This is a genomic window from Bradyrhizobium sp. USDA 4454 (assembly GCF_054822705.1).
This window is the reverse complement of record NZ_JBTRCN010000001.1, coordinates 2,508,039-2,527,802: the sequence shown is the minus strand read 5'-3', so window position 1 is coordinate 2,527,802 and position 19,764 is coordinate 2,508,039. Positions and strand designations below refer to the sequence as shown.

18 protein-coding genes and 1 pseudogene are annotated in these 19,764 nt (G+C 63.5%); 7 read left to right on the top strand and 12 right to left on the bottom strand.

The features are described from left to right. Positions 1-2: 2 nt before the first annotated feature. The 8 genes and pseudogenes from ACVIW0_RS11505 to ACVIW0_RS11470 all read right to left on the bottom strand — a co-directional run bounded on the left by ACVIW0_RS11505 (position 3) and on the right by ACVIW0_RS11470 (position 7,256). Positions 3-458, bottom strand: a complete 456-nt coding sequence (locus ACVIW0_RS11505; RefSeq protein ID WP_461352432.1) for a MaoC family dehydratase — start codon at positions 456-458, stop codon at positions 3-5. Further along, positions 459-1,235, bottom strand: a complete 777-nt coding sequence (locus tag ACVIW0_RS11500) for an enoyl-CoA hydratase/isomerase family protein (protein ID WP_461352431.1) — start codon at positions 1,233-1,235, stop codon at positions 459-461. Then, a pseudogene (locus tag ACVIW0_RS11495) lies at positions 1,232-2,449 on the bottom strand (CaiB/BaiF CoA transferase family protein). Before ACVIW0_RS11495 ends, ACVIW0_RS11500 begins: the two are co-directional and overlap by 4 nt. Before the next feature lie 60 nt (positions 2,450-2,509). Further along, positions 2,510-3,226: an ABC transporter ATP-binding protein gene (locus tag ACVIW0_RS11490; RefSeq protein ID WP_461348939.1), complete on the bottom strand. Its 717-nt coding sequence runs from the start codon at positions 3,224-3,226 to the stop codon at positions 2,510-2,512. Then, the gene (locus ACVIW0_RS11485; RefSeq protein WP_461352430.1) at positions 3,223-3,981 is read right to left on the bottom strand and encodes an ABC transporter ATP-binding protein; all 759 of its coding nucleotides are present in this window, start codon (positions 3,979-3,981) and stop codon (positions 3,223-3,225) included. The genes ACVIW0_RS11490 and ACVIW0_RS11485 overlap by 4 nt, the downstream gene beginning before the upstream one ends. Before the next feature lie 2 nt (positions 3,982-3,983). Then, a complete protein-coding gene (locus ACVIW0_RS11480; RefSeq protein WP_461352429.1) occupies positions 3,984-5,003 on the bottom strand; it encodes a branched-chain amino acid ABC transporter permease in 1,020 nt (339 codons plus the stop codon). Further along, the gene (locus tag ACVIW0_RS11475) at positions 5,000-5,902 is read right to left on the bottom strand and encodes a branched-chain amino acid ABC transporter permease (RefSeq protein ID WP_461352428.1); all 903 of its coding nucleotides are present in this window, start codon (positions 5,900-5,902) and stop codon (positions 5,000-5,002) included. The genes ACVIW0_RS11480 and ACVIW0_RS11475 overlap by 4 nt, the downstream gene beginning before the upstream one ends. 94 nt (positions 5,903-5,996) lie before the next feature. Next, the gene (locus ACVIW0_RS11470) at positions 5,997-7,256 is read right to left on the bottom strand and encodes an ABC transporter substrate-binding protein (RefSeq protein ID WP_461352427.1); all 1,260 of its coding nucleotides are present in this window, start codon (positions 7,254-7,256) and stop codon (positions 5,997-5,999) included. Between the two features lie 263 nt (positions 7,257-7,519). Here ACVIW0_RS11470 and ACVIW0_RS11465 point away from each other — a divergent pair, with 263 nt between their 5' ends. From ACVIW0_RS11465 to ACVIW0_RS11435, 7 genes are all read left to right on the top strand, one after another. Further along, on the top strand, positions 7,520-8,161 hold the full coding sequence (locus ACVIW0_RS11465) for a TetR/AcrR family transcriptional regulator (protein WP_461352426.1): 642 nt from the start codon (positions 7,520-7,522) through the stop codon (positions 8,159-8,161). Then, entirely contained in the window at positions 8,158-8,844 is a 687-nt protein-coding gene (locus tag ACVIW0_RS11460; RefSeq protein ID WP_461352425.1) for an SDR family NAD(P)-dependent oxidoreductase, read from the top strand. Before ACVIW0_RS11465 ends, ACVIW0_RS11460 begins: the two co-directional genes overlap by 4 nt. Before the next feature lie 98 nt (positions 8,845-8,942). Continuing rightward, positions 8,943-10,865: a flavin-containing monooxygenase gene (locus tag ACVIW0_RS11455; RefSeq protein ID WP_461352424.1), complete on the top strand. Its 1,923-nt coding sequence runs from the start codon at positions 8,943-8,945 to the stop codon at positions 10,863-10,865. Between the two features lie 506 nt (positions 10,866-11,371). Further along, entirely contained in the window at positions 11,372-11,998 is a 627-nt protein-coding gene (locus tag ACVIW0_RS11450) for a DsbA family protein (protein ID WP_461352423.1), read from the top strand. 285 nt (positions 11,999-12,283) lie between these two features. Next, entirely contained in the window at positions 12,284-13,222 is a 939-nt protein-coding gene (locus ACVIW0_RS11445) for a GAF domain-containing protein (RefSeq protein WP_461352422.1), read from the top strand. Positions 13,223-14,141: 919 nt separating this feature from the next. Next, positions 14,142-14,606, top strand: a complete 465-nt coding sequence (locus ACVIW0_RS11440) for a GNAT family N-acetyltransferase (RefSeq protein ID WP_461352421.1) — start codon at positions 14,142-14,144, stop codon at positions 14,604-14,606. A 243-nt stretch (positions 14,607-14,849) separates the two neighbouring features. Beyond that, the gene (locus ACVIW0_RS11435) at positions 14,850-15,635 is read left to right on the top strand and encodes a transporter substrate-binding domain-containing protein (protein ID WP_461352420.1); all 786 of its coding nucleotides are present in this window, start codon (positions 14,850-14,852) and stop codon (positions 15,633-15,635) included. Between the two features lie 108 nt (positions 15,636-15,743). Here the strand turns inward: ACVIW0_RS11435 and ACVIW0_RS11430 are convergent, their stop codons facing one another. From ACVIW0_RS11430 to ACVIW0_RS11415, 4 genes are all read right to left on the bottom strand, one after another. Then, positions 15,744-16,886: an epoxide hydrolase family protein gene (locus tag ACVIW0_RS11430; protein WP_461352419.1), complete on the bottom strand. Its 1,143-nt coding sequence runs from the start codon at positions 16,884-16,886 to the stop codon at positions 15,744-15,746. Between the two features lie 76 nt (positions 16,887-16,962). Beyond that, a complete protein-coding gene (locus tag ACVIW0_RS11425; protein WP_461352418.1) occupies positions 16,963-17,916 on the bottom strand; it encodes a hypothetical protein in 954 nt (317 codons plus the stop codon). A 138-nt stretch (positions 17,917-18,054) separates the two neighbouring features. Then, the gene (gene gfa, locus ACVIW0_RS11420; RefSeq protein ID WP_461352417.1) at positions 18,055-18,618 is read right to left on the bottom strand and encodes an S-(hydroxymethyl)glutathione synthase; all 564 of its coding nucleotides are present in this window, start codon (positions 18,616-18,618) and stop codon (positions 18,055-18,057) included. Positions 18,619-18,651: 33 nt separating this feature from the next. After that, a complete protein-coding gene (locus ACVIW0_RS11415) occupies positions 18,652-19,761 on the bottom strand; it encodes an S-(hydroxymethyl)glutathione dehydrogenase/class III alcohol dehydrogenase (RefSeq protein ID WP_461352416.1) in 1,110 nt (369 codons plus the stop codon). Positions 19,762-19,764 lie beyond the last annotated feature (3 nt).

Sequence of the window (19,764 nt, the reverse complement as noted above, 5' to 3'; positions counted from 1 at the left end):
GTCTATGCCTTTGGCTTGCAGTGCATCAGCCCGGTGCGGCGGCAGCTCGCCACCACTTCGCCGCGCTGATTGGTCATGGTGTGTTCGAATTCGACGATGCCCTGGGTCGGCCGCGACTTGCTGGCGCGCTTGCCGATGATCTTCGTGTGTGCCTTCAAAGTGTCGCCGTGGAACACCGGCTTCGGAAACTTGACGTCGGTCATGCCGAGATTGCCGACCGTGGTTCCCAGCGTCGTGTCGTACACGCTCATTCCGATCATGATGCCGAGCGTGTAGAGGCTGTTGAACAGCCGCTGGCCGAACTCGGTCTTCTCGGCGAAATGCGCATCAAGGTGCAGCGGCTGCGGGTTCATGGTCAGCAGGCTGAACATGGTGTTGTCCATTTCCGTCACGGTCCGGCTGAACGCGTGATGGAATTCCTGCCCGACCTCGAACTCCTCGAAATACAATCCAGCCATCTACCGTCCCTTGTAATTGGGCGTCCGCTTCTCGAGGAACGCATTCAGCCCTTCCTGGCAGTCCTCCGTCGAAGCGACCACCACGAAGCTTTCAGCCGTGTTCTCGACCGAGCGACGGAAGTCGGCATCCACCGCGCGCATGAATGCGTCGCGGCCGATCTTCATCACGATCGGCGACTTGGCCGCCAGCTTGCGCGCGATCTCGCGAGCCCGCGCGAGCGCGGTGTCCTTCGGCACCACCTCGCTGAGCAAGCCCATGCGGAAGGCGGTCGCCGCATCGAACGGCTCGCCGAGGAACAACGGGCCGAACGCCTGGTGCTTTCCCACCAGCCGCGGCAGCTGCACGAAATGGATCGCCGGGATCAGACCGACGTCAATCTCGGGATAGCCGAAGGTCGAGCTGTCGCCCGCGATGATCATGTCGCAGGAGATTGCGATCGTCATGCCACCGGCCCGCACCGCGCCGTCGATCGCGGCAATGGTCGGCTTGCCGATGCGGTACTGCGTATCGTTCAGCGCGAAATACAGCCGCTCCAGGAATTTCTTGGTCTCGATCGCGGGCTTGCCCCTGACGATGTCGAGATCGAGGCCGGCGCAAAACACCTTGTGGGCGCTGCTGATGATGACGGCGCGCACGGCCTCATCATCGCGCGCCTTCGCCAGCGCCGCCAGCAAGGCGTCGATCAGGGGGATGCTGAGCGCATTGACCGGCGCGCGATCCAGCACGATCTCCGCGATCTGGTCGGTGACCGAGTAGCGAACGAGGTCCGTGCTCATGATGTCTTGCCTCCAACCGATTGCTTGGCTTGCCGCACGGCGCCGGACAGCAGCACGGCATCGATCTCGTCCGGGCCAAATCCGGCCTCGATCAGCACGGCGCGGCTATCCTGCCCGACGTCCGGCGCCGGACAAAGATGATCCTCGGACAGGCTCGCGATCCCCGGCGTACGCGGCGAGTAGACCGCGCCGACCCCCGGCGTATCCTGGCGCACCGACGCCCTGGTCGCCTCGACATGGGCGTTGCGCAGCCATTCGCCGGGATTAAGTATCCGCTCCGCGATGATATCGGCGGCGTGCAGCCGGGTCAGCCACGTCTCCGTCGCCTCGGTCAGGAACACCTCGCGCAATTGCGGGATCAGCGTGTCGGCGGCGTCGGCACGCCGGGCGAAATCTGCGAAGCGCGGATCACTGGCGAGATCCTCGCGGCCAATCGCACCGCACAGCCGCTTGTACTGTGGCTCGTTCACCAACGTCACCATCATCCAGCCATCCTTCGCCTGGTAGGTACCGGCCGGCACATTGAGCGCGCGCGGCGCACCACCTTCAAGGATAAACTCTGCGACCTTGTGGCCGAGCAGTGCCGTCGACTGGCAGAGATTGACGTCGATCCAGCGGCCGGTGCCGACGGTCGCTCGCGCGAACAGTGTTGTGGCGATGGCCTGGAACGCATAGACGCCGGTAACGACGTCGGAGATCGTGGTGCCGACCCGATGCGGCACGCCATCGGCGCCGACATTGACCGAGACCAGCCCCGAAAATGCCTGGGCCACCGAATCGGAGCCGGGCCGTTTCGAATACGGCCCGCTCTGCCCGAAGCCGCTGACCGAGAGATAGACGAGGCCAGGATTGTCGCGAGACAGGCGCTCATAGCCGAGTCCGAGCCGCTCGGCGACGCCAGGACGAAATCCTTCGATCAACACATCGGCCTCGTGCGCCAGACGCTGCGCGATCGCAATGCCGTCCTTGTGCTTCATGTCGAGGCAAAGGCTGCGCTTGCCGCGGTTGTAAACCGCCGACAGCGTGGTGTGATTGCCGTAGGTCGTGCCGAGATAGCGCGACTAGTCGCCTTCGGGCGGTTCGACCTTGATGACTTCGGCGCCATAAACCCCGAGCAGCATTGCGCAATAGGGCGAAGCGATGCCCTGCCCGAAATCGAGCACCCTCAGCCCGCGATACGGCGCCTCGTGCGTCGGCGTCAGCTTGCCCGCCATTTGTCCTCCCACTTCTGTCGAAGAGCCCTGTCCCTTCGGGAATGATCTCCGGATCATGCCCTACAGCGCCAGATAGCGCTGCCGGATGTTGTCGTTGGCCTTCAGCTCTTCGATGGAGGATGTGTAGACGATCTGTCCCTTGTCGATAACCGTCGCGTGGCTCGCAAGGCCAAGGCAAAAATGCATGTTCTGCTCGGCGATTAATACTGTGGCACCGGTGCCGCGGAGCTGCCGCAGCAGCTCGCCGATGCGCTGCACGATGATCGGTGCCAGCCCCTCACTCGGCTCGTCCAGCAGCAGCAGCACCGGATTGCCCATCAGCGTGCGGGCGATCGCGAGCATCTGCTGCTCGCCGCCGGACAGCCGCCCGGCGATCCGGTACCGCAACGGCTCCAGCAGCGGAAATACGTCATAGACGCGGCGGATCGACCACTCGTCCTCACCATCAGGTCCCTTCTTCTGCCCGATCACGAGGTTGTCCTCGACGGTATGCTCGGGGAAGATCTGGCGGTCTTCCGGCACGAAGCCGAGCCCGGCCCGCGCGATGTGATGCGGCCGCATCCCGGATACCACCTGGCCGCGCAAGCTCACCTTGCCGCGGCGTGCTGGCGCCAGCCCCATGATCGCTTTCATGGTGGTCGACTTGCCGGCGCCGTTGCGGCCGAGCAGCGCCATGGTCTCGCCTTTCCGCACGGAGAGGCCGACGCCGAACAGGATCTGGCTGGTGCCATAGTAAACATCGAGGTCTTCGACCTGCACCACCGGCTGCGCGCTCATGCCACCGCTCCCGCGTGGTCGTCGCTGCCGAGATAAGCTTCGATGACGGCCTCGTTCCTGCGGATCGCGTCCGGCGTTCCGGTGGCCAGGATCCGGCCGTAGCAGAGCACGACGATCCGCGGCGCGATCTTGAACACGATATCCATATCGTGTTCGATGAACACGACGGTGATCTTCTGCGTCTCCCAGAGCTCGCGCACCTTGTCGATCATGCGCCAGCGCTCTTCGGTGCCCATGCCCGCGGTCGGCTCGTCGAGCAGCAGCACCTTGGGATCGAGCACCAGCGCGAGCGCGATATCGAGCAGTTTCTGATCGCCATGCGACAGCGTCGCCGCAGTCCTGTTGCGCTTGCCGGCGAGGCCGAGCAGCTCCATCGCATGCTCGGCGCGATCACGCGTCTCGGCCAACGGGAAGCGGCGATGCATCACGCCGGCGTGGCGCTGATCGGCGCAGACCGCAGCCAGCATCGTCTCCTCGACCGTCAGCGACGGGAAGACGCTTGCAACCTGGAAGGCGCGGCCGATGCCGTGGCGCACGATCTCCGGCGGCGTCTTGCCTGCCAGGTCGACCCCGTCGAGCAGGATCTGGCCGGCATCGGGCCGCAGCGCGCCGGTGATCAGGTTGAAGAAGGTGCTCTTGCCGGCTCCGTTGGGGCCGATCACGGCGGTAAGCGAACCATCGGCAAAGTCGAGCGAGACCTTGTCCGTTGCCTTGACGCCGCCAAAGGATTTCGAAATCCCGCGAATTTCCAGCATGGCTAACCGAGCTCCTCGCCGCGTCGCCGCGCGAACCATTCGACGACGAAGTCCATCAGTCCTTTGCGCAGACCGATGGCAAAGAACAGGATCACGATGCCGAGCACGATGCCGTGGTACTCGGTCAGGCGGGTAACGGTGTCATTCAGGATCAGGAACAGCATCGTGCCGACCATCGGCCCGAGGAAGGTGGTCACGCCGCCAAGCATATTGATGAAGATGCCCTCGCCCGACATCGTCCAATAGGCGAACTCGGGATAGGCGCCCGAGACGAACAGCGCCATGATCATGCCGCCGGTCGCAGCAAACAGCGCCGCCAGCACGAAGATGGTCAGCTTCGCCCGCCAGACATCGACGCCGATGAAGCTCGCCCGGGTGGCGTTGTCGCGGATCATGCGCAGCGTGTAGCCGAATGGCGACTGCGCAATCTGGCGCATCAGGAACAGCCCGATCACTAGCAGCGCGCAGCTCGAGATGTAGAGATGCAGATGGTTTGCGAGATCGATACCGAGGAACGGCGGCCGCGGAATGCCGCCGCGCAGACCCTGGTCACCGCCGGTCAACGATTGCCACGACAGGATGGTGGAATGGATCAGCATCTGAAACGCCAGCGTGACGAAGGCGAAGTAGATTTCCTTCAGCCGCACGCAGATCGCGCCGATCACGACCGCGACGACGAAGGTCATTGCCAGCGTCGCGACGAAAGCGACCGGGATCGCGACGCCGGTCTTCTGCATCATGAGGCCAAAGCCATAGGCGCCAAGGCCGAAGAACATGCCGTGCCCGAACGAGATCAGTCCGGTGTAGCCGACCAAAAGGTTGAGCGAGGTCGCGAACAATCCGTACGCGGCGCAGCGGATCACGAAGTCGAGCAATTGCTTACTGCCGAACAGCAGCGGCAGCAGCGCGAGCAAGACGAACGCCGCGAGCGCGATCAGAAGATCGCGATAGCGCTGCGGTCTGGCGTCGATCCGGGGCACTTCGAGCGGCTGCGCGTCTTGCCCGGCCTGCAACTCGGTCATGCGACCTCCTTGCCGAACAGGCCGGTCGGACGCGACACCAGCACGATCACCATGAAGAGATACATCAGCCCCTCGGTGAACAGCGGGAAGCCGAGGGATCCGAACGAGCGGATCAGGCCGATCAGCAGCGCGCCGATCAACGCGCCGAGGATCGAACCCATGCCGCCGATCACGGTCACGATGAAGGACTCGATCAGGACAGAGAAACCCATGCCCGGCGTCAGGGAGCGCACCGGTGCGGCCAGCGCGCCTGCCAATCCTGCCAGCATGCCGCCGAGCGCGAACACACCACCATAGATCAGCCCGGTGTTGATGCCGAGCGCCGACACCATCCCGGGATTGTGGGCGGCCGCGCGGATCACCTTGCCGATCCGGGAACGCGCCAGTCCCAACCCGAGAACCACCGCAGCGGCGAGGGCCACGCCGATCAGCAGCAGATAATATGGCGGCACCACGCCGCCGGCGATGAATAGCGGCGGTACCTGGAATGCGGACGGCATGCCCATCGACTTGAATTCAGGTCCCCAGATCATGCGGACGACATCGTCGAAGATCAGCACGAAAGCGTAGCAGACCAGCAGCTGCATCAGCACGTCGCGGCCGTAGACGCGGCTCATGAACACGCGCTCGAAGACCAGGCCGAGGATCGCCGTGCCCACGGCGCCGCTCAGGATCGCCAGCGCAAAGCTGCCGGTGAGCTGGTAGGCGGTCATCGCGAAATAGGCGCCGAACATATAGAAGGCGCCGTGGCTGAAATTGACCACCTTGAGCACGCCGAAGATCAGCGTCAGCCCGACGGCGACGAGGAACAGCAGCATGCCGATGATCAGGCCGCTGGTGGTCTGTGTCACCAGACAGGCAGGGCTGGCGAAGCAACTGGCGAGCGCGTCGAGGTCCACGGGAATCTTCCATTACGGCGGGCCGCAATGCCGGCGCGCGACAAACATCAGATCGAAGGCGGAGGCAGCCGACTGCCTCCGCCTCGCATGCGGATCAGGTGTAGCCCTTGCTCTTCTTCCACTCGGCTTCGAGTTCGAAGATGGTCTTCCAATCACCGGCCTTCACGTCTGGAACGTAGGGCTCCTGCGGGATCGTCGTGCCCCAGCCGATCGCGTAGCCGACCAGCGTGTGATCATCGGCGCGCATGGTGACGGTGCCGTCGGCGCCGAACGGGCACTTAATGGTGAGCCCGGTGAGAGCCTCCGCGACCTTCTTGCCATCGGTCGAATTCGCCTTCTTGACGGCCTCGTTGAGGAACATGACCGCGGTTGCGTTCTGCCACGACCAGTTGGTCGGGTACTCGCCGTACTTCGCCTTGTAGGCATCGCCCCAGGCCGCATTCTCCGGCGTCGGCGGGAAGGTCTTGATGTAGCGGTCGCCGGAGTGAATGCCCTTGGGCAGGTTCTTCACCACGGTGAGCGCGGTGTAGTCGGCCATGTTGACCGCGAACACTTCCATCTGGGTGAACAACGCGTAGATGTTGGCCTGATCGATGTAGGAGGTGAGATCGCCGCCCCACAGGCAGGAATACATCGCCTGCGGCTTGGCCTGCAGGATCTTGGTCACCACCTCGGTGTAATCGGGCTGGAACAGTTTTGGCCAGGACTCGCTGATGATCTCGACATCGGGCGCGAACTTCTTCAGGTACAGCACGAACTCGCCGGTGGTGTCGCGGCCATAGGCATAGTCGGGCGAGCAGGTCGCCCATTTCTTCAGGCCCTTGGCCTTGGCGATCCCTGCCGCATAGCCGGCGCCGACGATCGAATCATGAATGCCCTGCCGCACGCAGCGGAAGGCGTTCGGGATGTGCTGCTTGGGATCGGCCGTCAGCGACGAGGCTTCCGAGCAGGTGTGGATGCAGAGCACGCCGAGATCGCGCGCCACTTCGTGAACCGCGAACGATCCCGACGATGCCTCGCCGTCGAGCAGCATCTCGCAGCCGTCGGTGTTGACGAGCTCGCGCGCGATCCGCGCGGCTTCCTGCGGCTGCCCCTTGGAGTCGCGGATCACCATCTCGATCTGCCGCCCGGCTAGGCCGCCGGCGGCGTTGACCTTCTCGACTTCGAGGATCACCGCGTTGCGCGAGGACGTTCCGAGCTGCGCGACGCGGCCCGACAGAATGGTCGGCATGCCGATCTTGATCGTCTTGGCCTGCGCACGCGCCACCCATGGCGCGGCAAAAGTCATCGCACCGGCGCCCATCAACGCAAGCGTCGAACGCCGGCTGATGCCCGGTTTCCGGGTCCTCGTCATCGTTACCCTCCCTGTCGGGTTCGCGTTCCCAAAAGCCCTGTCGGAGATCGTTTCGTCTCCATGGCCACAATGTTTTCAGAGCAAGGGGGGTGACGTCAAGCCAAATATGAATTACGACTCATAATTCATCTAGGGAGAAAACGGCGCCGGAATCGGCCCGGCGGGCGGCAAATGATCAATCTTTCCAGCTTCATCGCATTTCGTGCCAGGCGGACTCCGCACCGCTGTGCGCTGAAATATCGCGGCGAACTCGAGGCCATCGCATGACGCAAGCGACATCCGCCAAGGTGACAAAGCTCAACCGGGTTGAGCGCAACGCCTGGACCAAGCAGAAGATCTTCGACGCCGCGACCAAGGTCGTCGGCAAATACGGCTATGCCGAAGCCTCGGTGGCGCGCATCACCGAGGCCGCCGGCGTCGCGCAGGGCACGTTCTACAATCATTTCGAGAACCGCCAGGAGCTGCTCGACCAGTTGCTGCCGAAGATCGGCCTCGACATGGTCCGCTTTATCCATGCGCGGACCGGTACCGCCATCGAGGCCCGGCAGGAGGTGGAGCGCTTCAGCGCCTTCTTCGATTTCATCCGCGAGGTGCCGGAGTTTCTCCGCATCCTGAACGAAGCCGAGTTCTTCGCGCCGATCGGCTACCAGAAGCACTTCGACAATATCTCCAATGCCTATGTCCGGATCCTGCAGCGCGCGCGGGCTGCGGGTGCGACCAATACATTCAGCGACGAGGAATTCGAGGCCATCGTGCAGGTCTTGATGGGTGCGCGGGGTTATCTCAGCCGCCGCTATTCCTATTCCGAGCAAGGCGTCACCGCCGTGCCCGACTACGTGATCACGGCCTATCAGAAGCTGGTCACGCATGGCCTGTTCAACAGCAGCGAAGGGAAGAAGCGATGAGCGCCGACGGTACCATCCTCGTCACCGGCGGCAGCCGCGGCATTGGCGCGGCGACCGCAACGCTGCTCGCCGATCAGGGACACCGCGTCGTCATCGTTGATATCGCGCCCGAACCGCTGGTCGGCACGAACGCCATTCTCTGGCCGGCGCCATTCGACGTCGCGAGCGAGAGCGCTGTGGTCATAGGCGTCGCCGGTATCGAGAAGGCGCACGGGCCGATCACGGGCCTCGTCAACGCGGCCGGCGTATTCGGCAAGATGCACCCGATCGAGCGGGTGCGGATGGAGCAATGGGACCGCGAGGTCAATATCGACCTGCGTGGCACCTTTCTGGTCGCGCGCAGCGTCGGCATCGGCATGGCGAAGCGGCGGCATGGTGCGATCGTCAATGTCGCCTCGGTGGCCGGCATGACGTCTGGTCCGATCCATGCCTATACCGCGGCGAAGGCCGGCGTCATCCAGATCACGCAGACGCTCGCCGCCGAATGGGGCCGCGCGGGTGTGCGGGTCAACGCGGTGTCGCCCGGCTTCACCCGCACGGCCGCGCTCGAGGCCGGCATCGCGTCGGGTGCGCTGAACAAGGAGCTGCTGGCGCGCCCCACCGCGATGAATCGGCTGGTCGAGCCGATCGAGGTGGCGCAGGCGATCGCCTGGCTGCTCTCTCGCCACAGAGCAGCGGCGTGACCGGCATCAACCTGCCGGTCGACGCCGGCTACATCGCGGGCACCACCTGGGCCGCCTATGGCGGTCTGCCCGACGCACCGGCGAGCTGAGGGCACCGCATGAATATCGAGCTTTCGCGCAAACCTCTCGATCTGTCCTCCGCCATCGCCGAGGGCGACATCCGTGTGCTGCTGATGGTGTTGGTGCACATGACCGGCGACGAGAAGTGGCTGGAGCCGCCCTACAAGCCGAAGCGCGACGTGCGCCTGATCCCTGATCCGGACGCCGGCGTGCCGAAGGAGATTCAGGACGAGATCCGCGCCGCCGTGCTGAACCTGTTCGCCAACGGCACGCCGAAGCCAGCCATCACCGATCCCGGCGATGAAATGATGCTGCGGATGATGCGCGCGACGCTCGGCGAGAACGTCACCCCGGAGTATGCGCCGCTGATGCGAGAGGAGATGGGTTTCGTCCCGCGCGATGCGCGCTGGCGCGCGCGTCCGTCCGCCGCAAAGCTGGCGCAGCAGCATGTGCTGATCGTCGGCGCCGGGGTATGCGCGATCGCACTCGGCGTCGCGCTCGGACGGCTCGGCATCCCCTACACCATCGTCGAGAAGCAGGACGAGATCGGCGGGACCTGGTACGTCAACCGCTATCCCGGCTGCGGCGTCGATACGCCGAACCACTCCTACTCGTTCTCGTTCGGCCCCCGCAATCCGTGGATGCGCTATTTCGCGCAGCGTCAGGAGCTGCTCGACTATTTGCTGAAGGTCGTCCGCGAATACGACATTCGCACGCATGTCCGCCTCTCGACCGAGCTCGTCAGCTCGCGCTGGGACGAAGGCAGGCGGCGCTGGATCTCGACGCTGAAGACCGCCGGCGGCGAAGAGACCTTCGAATCCACCGCGCTGGTCAGCGCGATCGGCCAACTCAACGATCCCCTGCCCGCCCGCTTTGCGGGAGACGAGGATTTCACCGGCCTCAAGGTTCATTCGGCGCTGTGGTCCGACGACATCAAGCTCGACGGCAAGCGTGTCGCCGTGATCGGCACCGGCGCGACCGCGATGCAGCTGGTGCCATCGATCGCCGACCGTGTCGCCTCGGTCACCGTCTACCAGCGCACCGCGCAATGGGCGCGCCCGGTGAAGGGCTATTCCGATCCGATCACCGAAGGCGCGCAGTGGCTGCTGGCCCATCTGCCGTTCTATGTGCAGTGGTATCGCTTCAACATGTTCTGGCGCTACGGCGACGGGCTGCTGCCGTTCCTGCGCAAGGATCCGGCCTGGCCGCATCCGGACCGCGCCGTCAACAAGGGCAATGACCGGCATCGCCAGGAGCTGGCCGACTTCATCCTCTCCGAGCTGAAGGATCGCCCCGATTTGATCCAGAAGTGCATGCCGACCTATCCGCCCTACGGCAAGCGCATCCTGCTCGACAACAACTGGTTCAAGACGCTGACCAAGCCGAATGTCGAGCTGGTCACCGACAAGATCGACCATTTCGCGGCGAACGGCATCGTCACGGCCGACGGCACATCGCGGCAGCACGACGTCATCGTGATCTCGACCGGCTTCAAGGTCTCCGAAATGGCGGCGCGTCTCAACATCACCGGGCGTGACGGCAAGAATCTCAAGCAGGTCTGGGGCCACGACAATCCGACCGCGTATCTCGGCCTCACCGTGCCTGACTTCCCCAATTTGTTTCTGATGCTCGGACCCAACTCGGGACCGGCGCATGGCGGCAGCGTGATCTTCCAGTCGGAATGCCAGAGCCGCTACATCTCCGCCTGCCTCGTCGAGATGATCGAGAACGACATCGCCGCGATCGACGTGCATCCCGACGCGCATGATGCGTACATCCGCAAGGTCGATGCCGAGCATGCGCAATTGATCTGGACGCATCCGGGCATGACGACCTACTACCGCAACAGCAGCGGCCGGGTGTTCTCGGCGATGCCGTGGCGGTTCGTCGACTACTGGAAAATGACGCACGATCCGGACCTCACCCAGTACCGACAGACCAAGTCGCGACAGGAATTCTGACCTGAATTCCCTCGCTCGTTAACTTGACACGCGGCCATAACTGCCGCAGCATTTCGCTGGCTGCACCTGTTGGGGTGCTGGAGCGCCTGCTCCTCGCGTCGCAGGAATTGACGGACGATTATGGGATCGGCCGCCAGGCAGCAGAAGCGGACAGAGGTCCGTCGGCCCACTCTTGGAGAGGAGCATGACGCCACCGGCGCAAGCCAGTGACCTTGCTCAGCGGCAAGGTCTCGGTGCACGTTGAGGCTGAAAGCAGCTGCGAGCCGCGTGTACCGCCGACAATCTGAACATATCCGCAGGACGAGAGCGCGAAGGCCAAGCGCTTTTAGGTCCCGAAACACCACTGGTCCATACCAGATATCCTTCGCTAAAACGAAGTAGCAGGGCCCCGCGATGCTTGACTGCACCGGGGCCCACTCGTTTGCGCGCCATCTCCCCTTCGCTACGCCGCGTTGCGCCACTACACCGGATTGGAAACAATTGCGCCGAAGGGGTGAGGAACGAACATGGTAAAGCCGAAGGTCAGGATCTACACCGACTACAAGTCTCCCTACGCCTATGTCGCGAACAGGCGGCTGTTCGAGCTCGAGGAGAGGCACGGCGTCGAACTGCAATGGCTGCCCTACACGCTGCGCATTCCCGAATTCATGGGCACGGTCGAGGCGCGCACGCCGCACTTCTGGCGCAAGGTGCGCTACCTCTACATGGATGCGCGGCGGTTCGCCAACGCGCAGGGGCTCACCATGAAGGGTCCGCGCCGCATCTACGACGCGTTCTACGCCAGCGCCGGGATGCTGTTCGCGCAGCGCCACGGGCTGTTCCGGCCGTACCACGACACGGTGTTCCACAAGTTCTGGGATCACCAGCTCGAGATCGACGACCTCGCGGCGATCGCCGGCGTGATCGCCGCGATCGGCGGCTCCGCCGAGGCGTTCGAGGCCTATGTGCACGGCCCTGCCCGCGCCGAACACGATCGCATCATCGATGAGGCCGAAGCGCTCGGCGTGTTTGGTGTTCCCAGCATGGTATTCAACGGCGAATTGTTCTGGGGCGGCGACCGCATCGATATGCTGATCGAGCGGATCAGAAACCCGGAGTCGATCGCGTCTGCGCTCGGCAGCAGGCGGCCGTAGGGCATCAACCGTCTCGAATTCGCCTATGACCCTTCTATCCGCCGCGGGACATCCTCGAGGACACCTATGAGCGGATGCTGCCGAGACCCGGCCGTGCCGCCCGCAACGGCGAACTCGCCTGGCCGGCGCTGCTGCGCAAACTCGACCGGACCGATCCGTCGTATCGGGACTGAGGCGAAATCGGGCCGTCGCATCGGCTTTGGGCGCCGCTTGCCCGCAATTTGAGCGCACGTTTTGCCGTGACTTCGCCGATGCTAGCCATCGGCGAGGCGGCAGGTGCGTGCGATGAAGACCTTCATTCGCGTTGTTGAACTGTGGGTGCCCGATCGAACACGAACGCGGCTGGAATTCGGCGGCAGCCTCTCCAGCAGTAAGTTCGCGGAGTTCAACGCCGTCAGCGAGAACGCGTTGTTCGCCTATGACGAGGGCCTTCCCGGCAAGGCCTGGGCGAGCGGCCATCCGGTCATCCTGACCGAATTCGCCAATTCCTATTTCAGGCGAACCGACGAGGCGATCGAAGCTGGCCTGACCTGCGGTGTCGCACTTCCGGTCTTCGCCGGCGAATTTCTGATGGCCGTGATGGTCCTGCTCTGCGGCGACGACAGGAAGCATGTCGGCGCGATCGAGCTCTGGCACAACGACCCCGACAGATCCCACGAGATGGCGCTGGTCGACGGCTACTACGGCACCGCCGACATGTTCGAGTTCAACTCGCGCCACACCAAATTCCCGCGCGGCTTCGGCCTGCCCGGCCGGACCTGGAAGGCCGGCATGCCGCTGATCATCAAGGACCTGCACAATTCCAAGAGCTTCCTGCGCTGGGAGGACGCATCCGAGATCGGCATCAATTGCGGTGTCGGCATCCCCTATAGCATCGGCGACCAGACCTGGGTGGTGACATTCCTGTCGGCCCAGGCGACGCCGATCGCACGCCGGTTCGAGATCTGGGTGCCGAACGAGCAGCGCTCGGCGCTGCTGTTCCACGCCGGCGATTGCAGCGAGCAATCCGATCTCGCCAAGCTCTATGCAACAACAACGATCCGGCGTGGCGAAGGCAGCATCGGAGGCGCATGGGCGACCGGCATGCCCGCGCTCACCGAACATCTGAAGCAGGATGAATCGATTGCGGCAACATCGGCGCGTGCCTCCGGCCTCGACCAGGTGGTTGCGCTGCCGGTGATCGAGAACGCCCGGCTCAAGGCGGTGCTGGCGTGGTATTTGTAGTTGCCGCGTTTGCAATTGTCGCCTCCGCAACATTGGTCGTCCCGGGAGAGCCGGGACCCATACGCTGCGGCGGATGTAGTGAACGGGACTTTCCGTTGTCGTCCTGGCGGAGGCCAGGACCCATAACCACCGCATTTCATTATGAACGAGATTGTGTCCCCAGCGTCGCGCAACAATGCGCATTCGGGGTAATGGGTCCTGGCGTTCGCCAGGACGACATTGAGTTTGTTGCGCGAGCTGTGAGTCATACATCCGCGTTCTCGCGGCATGATTTGCCCGAGTCTTGGATCACGTTCCGCCCTCTCCGTCAGCAGAGGGCGCAGGGAAAGCCGGGTGCCGATCGCACCCATGGGCCCCGAGCAAAAGGGTAGAAAGCTCGGGGGTAGGACCACAGGTGTAACCGGAGCAATCCGGCTTTCCCTGCGCGATGGGTTACGGCTTATACGTGCTCTCCCCGGCGAGACTTGGCTTTGTTGTCACCGTCTTCGCGACGCGCATCTGCGCAATCCGAAAAGACACCTACCGCTAGGGCGTCAGGCCTGCACGATTTCGCCGTCCGCTTCATGCGCGTTCGTCAACTGCGCAATCGGCGTCCACCGCATCTCGACCCGCGTTCGTGACGACCGCGAAGCGCCCCTCGTGTCGGGCGAGACGGGTATATTGAACATCTGAGTTGGGTCAAACGCGAAGCGAAAATTTGCCCGTCGGGGTGATTTGCCGCACCCTGTCGTTCCGGGGTTCGCAGAGCCCGAGCCTGGAATGACGAGTGACTCACAGCTTCGGCCGCCAGGTGGGCAGGAGCCTCGGGTCGCCTCATAGGGCAGCATTGAGCGGCGGTCCACGCCGCCGTCGCCATGCTCGGCCGCCCTGTCGTGCGCGCGATTTGCCCACCGGGCGCGTTTTCAACTAAGCTTGGCGGATGGACATGCTCGTCAAGCTCTACGCCCTGCCCAATTCCCGGCCCGCCTACGATCGATTGCAGCAGGGTGGAATCGTCATGCGCCGGGCGCTCGCGCCCGAAAAGCACAAGGTCACAGCCTGGGTGCGCGAGACATTCAGCGAGGCATGGGCCAGCGAGACCGATGTCGCGTTCAGCCGCCAGCCAGTCTCGTGCTTCATCGCGACCCAGCAAAAGAAGATCGTGGGATTCGCCTGCTACGACGCGACCTGCCGCAACTTCTTCGGTCCGACCGGCGTCGCGCCGGCGGCGCAACAGGGCGGAATCGGCAAGGCGCTGCTGTTCGCCTGTCTCGAGGACATGAAATATCAGGGCTTCGGCTATGCCATCATCGGCGGCGTCGGACCGGCGGAATTCTACGAGAAGGCTGTCGGCGCGGTGGCCATCGACGGCTCCGCGCCGGGGATTTATCGGGGACTGCTGTAGGTCGTGTACTCATAAACGCCGGCTCCCGGCCATAAAGCCGAAGTCGCCCGGTCTGGCCGCCAAAGGCGGCTTTGACCTAGAGCGGGCACTTGAGGATCCGAATGAGAATCCATCGACGGCCGGAATACTATCGCGAGTGACTAGGCATAAAGATCTGCCTGATCGTTGCACGCCGTGGCTAGCCACAAAATGCTTCTCATAGATTAGGTAAGCAGTTTTGAGTTTCGCTGGAGAATTATGGAAATGGTACGACCGAGTGTTCATTGGATTCTCGTGGTTGCGACTCTTATCGGAATTACGACAGCTTCGGCGCAAACTTCTGCCGACCGCGCCGTTCTTGCGCCCACTGGAAAGCTCCGTGTCGGCGTCTACCCAGGCAGCCCTTTTCAACTAGTAAGGGGAAAGGGCGGCGAAAACAGGGGCCTATCGGTCGATCTAGGAGGAGCACTTGCGCGTCGACTGGGCGTCGAAGTTGAGTTAGTCACCTTTACGCGTGTTGCTGAGGTGCTCGACGCCGTGAAAAGTGGCGAGGTCGATTTTACGATAACAAACGCTACCCCGGCGCGAGCGAAAGACGTCGACTTTATGCAAAATTTGTTGTCGGTCGAAGTGGGGTATCTCGTGCCAGCCGGCTCCGAACTCTCCACAATTGAAGCGATCGATCAGCCCGGCGTGCGGATCGGAGTCGTAAAAGGAAGTACCTCGGAAACAAGCCTCCCCAAATTGTTAAAGAACGCAACGGTTGTCGCGGTCCCGTCCATCAAAGAAGCGCCGAGATTTTTTGCGGCGAAAGATCTGGACGCGTTCGCTACTAACAAGCCCATCTTGTACGAATTGGCCGATGGTTTGCCCGGTTCTCGCGTCCTTCCGGGCCGATGGTCCATTGAACACGTCGCCATCGCCAGCCCCAAAGGTCGCGAGGCTGTGCATGCATTTCTCAGGAGCTTCACAGAACAAGTGAAGACTGACGGGTCTCTTGACCAAGCAGTGGCGTTGGCCGGCTTGCGGGGAACCATTCCAGCACAATAATACATGGATTTTCGATGGCGCCTCGCCAATCTGGCTTCCGTGGCGGCGCCTTCGCTCTTCGCGCGACGGCGGACAAGTCGCTCCACCCATCCGACGCATCTACCGTCTTCAACGCAGCGTTCCAAAGAACTTCCGCACCTCGCCGACGAACAGCTCGGGCTGTTCGAACGCCGAAAAATGCCCGCCCTTCGGCATCTCGCTCCAGTGCTGGATGTTGGTGAAGTTGGTCTCCATCCATTTGCGGACCGGCGTGACGATCTCCTTGGGGAATACGGCAACGCCGGTCGGCACGCCCACCTTGTGTAGGGTTCGCTTGCCCGGCCCAAAGCTTTCCCAATAGAGCCGCGCCGACGACGCAGCCGTCGCGGTGACCCAATACAGCATGACGTTGTCGAGCAATTCGTCGCGGCTCAGGATGTTTTCCGGATGCCCGTCGCAATCGGTCCAGGCCCAGAATTTTTCCAGGATCCAAGCCGCCTGCCCGCTCGGCGAATCCGTCAGGCCATAGCCGAGCGTTTGCGGCCGGGTGGACTGCTGCTTCGAATAGCCGGAATCCCAGTCGGCGTAATATTTGATGCCGTTGAGCGCACGGGTCTCCTCCGGCGTCGGCTGGCCCTCGACATTGGGCCGCGTCGACATCGCAAGCGTGATGTGGATGCCGCCGCAATGGGCCGCGTCCTGCCCGCCGATCGCGGTCGTGACCGCCGAACCCCAGTCGCCGCCTTGCGCGAAGTAACTGGTGTAGCCGAGCCGCTGCATCAGGACGGCCCAGGCGCTGGCGATCCGGTCGACGCCCCAGCCCGTCGCGGTGGGCTTGGCCGAGAAGCCGAAGCCCGGCAATGACGGGCACACCACATGGAAGGCGTCGGCAGGGCTGCCGCCATGCGCGGTCGGATCGGTCAGCGGCTCGATCACCTTGTGGAATTCGACCACCGATCCCGGCCAGCCGTGGGTGATGATCAGCGGCCGCGCCTCCGGATGCCTGGAGCGGACATGGATGAAGTGGATGTCGAGCCCATCGATCTCGGTGGTGAACTGGCTGAAGCGGTTAAGCTGCGCCTCGCGCTGCCGCCAGTCATATGTCTCGGCCCAATAGTGGCAGACGTCCTTGATCCATGTGAGCGGCGCGCCCTGGCTCCAGTCGGAGACCAGCTCGGCTTCCGGCCAACGGGTCCGGCGCAGGCGGGAGCGGAGATCCTCGAGGATATCGTCGCTGACAGCGATGCGAAACGGGCTGATGGCGGTCGTCATGGCGTCTCCCCGGGATGCAGAAACTTTCCAGGGAAGATAGGGTCGGACCATCAGCCGATCAAATCAGCGCCTGACGCTACTTGCCGATTGCTGCCTCGAGCAGCGCCTGGGCCTGCCTGGTGGCGTCAGTGAATGCCGGCTGCTGTGGCGCCTGCTGAACGAAGCAGCGCTTGAAGGCGTCGTCGCCCTGCTGGCGCAGGTCGCCGAGCTTGTCATAGTCCTTCCTGGTGATCTGCTTGCGCGCGAGCTTCTCGGCCGCATCGTCGGCTTTCTTGTTGTAGTCGGCATGGATCGCCGTACAGGCCGGGACTTTCACCGTGGGCTCGATCTCGCCATAGGCGATATAGAATTTGCCGTTGGCGAGTGCCGCGACAAACACCTCGTCGGCGGCCTCTGGGGTCGAATCCTGGGTGCGGCCCGCGAGGAAGCCGTAGGTCAGACTGGCCGATGCCGGCCTGGCGAGCGGCAGCGCGTTGAAATTGATCACCGCGGCATCGGTCGAGATCGCCTGGGTGTAGAGGCCTTCGAACTTCAGCGCCGCCTCCACCTGTTGCGGCACGTTCTTGCTGCCCTTGTCCCACCAGGTCTTGTGCTCGTGCAGCCAGCGGGTGAACAGGGCTTCGGTGGTGACGACGATATGGGCCTTGGGTTCAACGAAGCTGCCGTCAGCGCGCTTGTCTCCGATCTTGGCACCGTCCCGGCCGGTGTCGGCATCGAAGCGCAGGCCGTCCAGCATGCCGAACCCCATGTCGCCTTTATACAGAGTGTCGAGGTTGAGCTGGGCGGGGGCAAAGCCGGGCCGCAACGGCTCGGCCAGGATAGTGGCGAGCTGCGCCTTCAGCCCGTCGCGCGCGGCCGCCTCGGCCTTGTCGGCAGCCTCGTCGATCTTGTTGTCGTTCGACAGCTTGGCGAATTTGGCGATCGCGGCGTCGCGCGCGGCGATGTAGCGGTCTTCCGGCGACGCCGCGCGGGCGTGCGAGAGGGCCAGGATGGGGAAAAGGACGACGGCAAGGCGGAAAATAAAATGCATGCCCTGTGGTCGCCCGCAGGGCATGCAAGGTTCAAGGTCACGGGTACTACCAGCATATCCGTCGCCGACAGGCCCGCTGCCGGCGCAGGATTTCTTCAGGGCCCGGCCATCGGGCCGTGCCCGTCGGCTGCCTCTTCCTTAGGCCGCTTTGGACTTCGCCACGTGGGTGGCAATCGCGTCCATCAGCGCCGGCGACAGGCAGTCATAGGGCTCGAGCCCAAGCTCCTTCAGCCGCGACCTGATCCCGGTCATCTCAGCCGGCTTGACGCCGGACTCGATCACCGACGACACGAAGGCGGCAAATCCCGGAGCCGCCGAGCCGGATTCCTGGAACAGCTCGGGGTGGATGAAGTCGAGGCCGTAGAACGGATGGCCCTTGTTCTCGATCCGGCCGTACATATGGGTGCCGCAGCCGGTGCAGGCGTGGCGCTGGATCACCGCCGCGCTATCTACGATTTTCAGCTTGTCGCCGTTCTCGAGCACGGTGACGTTCTCGCGCGGGACCACTGCGACCACCGAGAAGATGGCGCCCGCGGGCTTCCAGCATTTGGTGCAGCCGCAGGCGTGGTTGTGGGCGACGTCGCCCTTGACCCCGACCTTGACCTTCTTGTCCGCGCATTTGCAGACCAGCGTGCCGCCGGCAAAATTGCCGGAGCCTTGCTTGACGCCATTGTCGACCGACGGGTGGATATGAACAGTCATTGACCTATCCTCCTAGTGCTTGGTGTTTTGATTTCAGTATACGACGACCGAACGGATCGATTTTCCCTCGTGCATCAGGTCGAAGCCCTTGTTGATCTCCTCGAGCTTCAGCACATGGGTGATCATCGGATCGATCTGGATCTTTCCGCCCATGTACCAGTCGACGATCTTCGGCACGTCGGTGCGGCCCCGCGCGCCGCCGAACGCGGTTCCCTTCCAGACCCGTCCGGTGACGAGCTGGAACGGCCGCGTCGCGATCTCCTTGCCGGATTCCGCCACTCCGATCACCACCGAGACGCCCCAGCCGCGGTGACAGGCTTCCAGCGCCTGGCGCATCACGGTGGTGTTGCCGGTGCAGTCGAAGGTGTAGTCGGCGCCGCCGTCGGTCAAGCCGACCAGATGCTGGACGATGTCCCCCTGCAGCTTGGTCGGATTGACGAAATGCGTCATGCCGAACTGCTTGCCCCAGGCTTCCTTTGAGTCGTTGATGTCGACGCCGATGATCTTGTCGGCACCGACCATCTTGGCGCCCTGGATCACATTGAGGCCGATGCCGCCGAGGCCGAACACGACGACGTTGGAGCCCGGCGTCACCTTGGCGGTGTTGACGACCGCACCGACGCCGGTGGTGACGCCGCAACCGATGTAGCAGCTCTTGTCGAACGGCGCGTCCTCGCGAATCTTGGCGACCGCGATCTCGGGCAGCACGGTGAAGTTCGAGAAGGTCGAGCAACCCATGTAATGGAAGACCGGCTTGCCCTTGTAGCTGAAGCGCGAGGTGCCGTCCGGCATCACGCCCTTGCCCTGCGTCGCGCGGATCGCGGTGCAGAGGTTGGTCTTCTGGCTCAGGCAGCTTTTGCACTGCCGGCATTCCGGCGTGTAGAGCGGGATCACATGATCGCCCGGCTTCACCGACGTCACCCCGGCGCCGACCTCACGCACGATGCCGGCGCCTTCGTGGCCGAGCACCGAAGGGAAGATGCCTTCGCTGTCGAAGCCGTCCAGCGTGTAGGCATCGGTGTGGCAGATACCGGTCGCCTTGATCTCGACGAGGACCTCGCCGGCCTTGGGGCCTTCCAGGTCGAGCTCGACGATCTCAAGCGGCTTCTTTGCTTCAAATGCGACTGCGGCGCGGGTCTTCATCTC

Excerpts from the sequence above, each read along its gene's own strand:
- ACVIW0_RS11470 (WP_461352427.1), bottom strand. The coding sequence starts at position 7,256 with ATGACGAGGACCCGGAAACCGGGCATCAGCCGGCGTTCGACGCTTGCG.
- gfa (WP_461352417.1), bottom strand. The coding sequence starts at position 18,618 with ATGACTGTTCATATCCACCCGTCGGTCGACAATGGCGTCAAGCAAGGC.
- ACVIW0_RS11485 (WP_461352430.1), bottom strand. The coding sequence starts at position 3,981 with ATGCTGGAAATTCGCGGGATTTCGAAATCCTTTGGCGGCGTCAAGGCA.
- ACVIW0_RS11430 (WP_461352419.1), bottom strand. The coding sequence starts at position 16,886 with ATGACGACCGCCATCAGCCCGTTTCGCATCGCTGTCAGCGACGATATC.
- ACVIW0_RS11440 (WP_461352421.1), top strand. The coding sequence starts at position 14,142 with ATGGACATGCTCGTCAAGCTCTACGCCCTGCCCAATTCCCGGCCCGCC.
- ACVIW0_RS11490 (WP_461348939.1), bottom strand. The coding sequence starts at position 3,226 with ATGAGCGCGCAGCCGGTGGTGCAGGTCGAAGACCTCGATGTTTACTAT.
- ACVIW0_RS11455 (WP_461352424.1), top strand. The coding sequence starts at position 8,943 with ATGAATATCGAGCTTTCGCGCAAACCTCTCGATCTGTCCTCCGCCATC.
- ACVIW0_RS11450 (WP_461352423.1), top strand. The coding sequence starts at position 11,372 with ATGGTAAAGCCGAAGGTCAGGATCTACACCGACTACAAGTCTCCCTAC.
- ACVIW0_RS11425 (WP_461352418.1), bottom strand. The coding sequence starts at position 17,916 with ATGCATTTTATTTTCCGCCTTGCCGTCGTCCTTTTCCCCATCCTGGCC.
- ACVIW0_RS11415 (WP_461352416.1), bottom strand. The coding sequence starts at position 19,761 with ATGAAGACCCGCGCCGCAGTCGCATTTGAAGCAAAGAAGCCGCTTGAG.
- ACVIW0_RS11480 (WP_461352429.1), bottom strand. The coding sequence starts at position 5,003 with ATGACCGAGTTGCAGGCCGGGCAAGACGCGCAGCCGCTCGAAGTGCCC.
- ACVIW0_RS11445 (WP_461352422.1), top strand. The coding sequence starts at position 12,284 with ATGAAGACCTTCATTCGCGTTGTTGAACTGTGGGTGCCCGATCGAACA.
- ACVIW0_RS11435 (WP_461352420.1), top strand. The coding sequence starts at position 14,850 with ATGGTACGACCGAGTGTTCATTGGATTCTCGTGGTTGCGACTCTTATC.
- ACVIW0_RS11460 (WP_461352425.1), top strand. The coding sequence starts at position 8,158 with ATGAGCGCCGACGGTACCATCCTCGTCACCGGCGGCAGCCGCGGCATT.
- ACVIW0_RS11500 (WP_461352431.1), bottom strand. The coding sequence starts at position 1,235 with ATGAGCACGGACCTCGTTCGCTACTCGGTCACCGACCAGATCGCGGAG.
- ACVIW0_RS11465 (WP_461352426.1), top strand. The coding sequence starts at position 7,520 with ATGACGCAAGCGACATCCGCCAAGGTGACAAAGCTCAACCGGGTTGAG.
- ACVIW0_RS11505 (WP_461352432.1), bottom strand. The coding sequence starts at position 458 with ATGGCTGGATTGTATTTCGAGGAGTTCGAGGTCGGGCAGGAATTCCAT.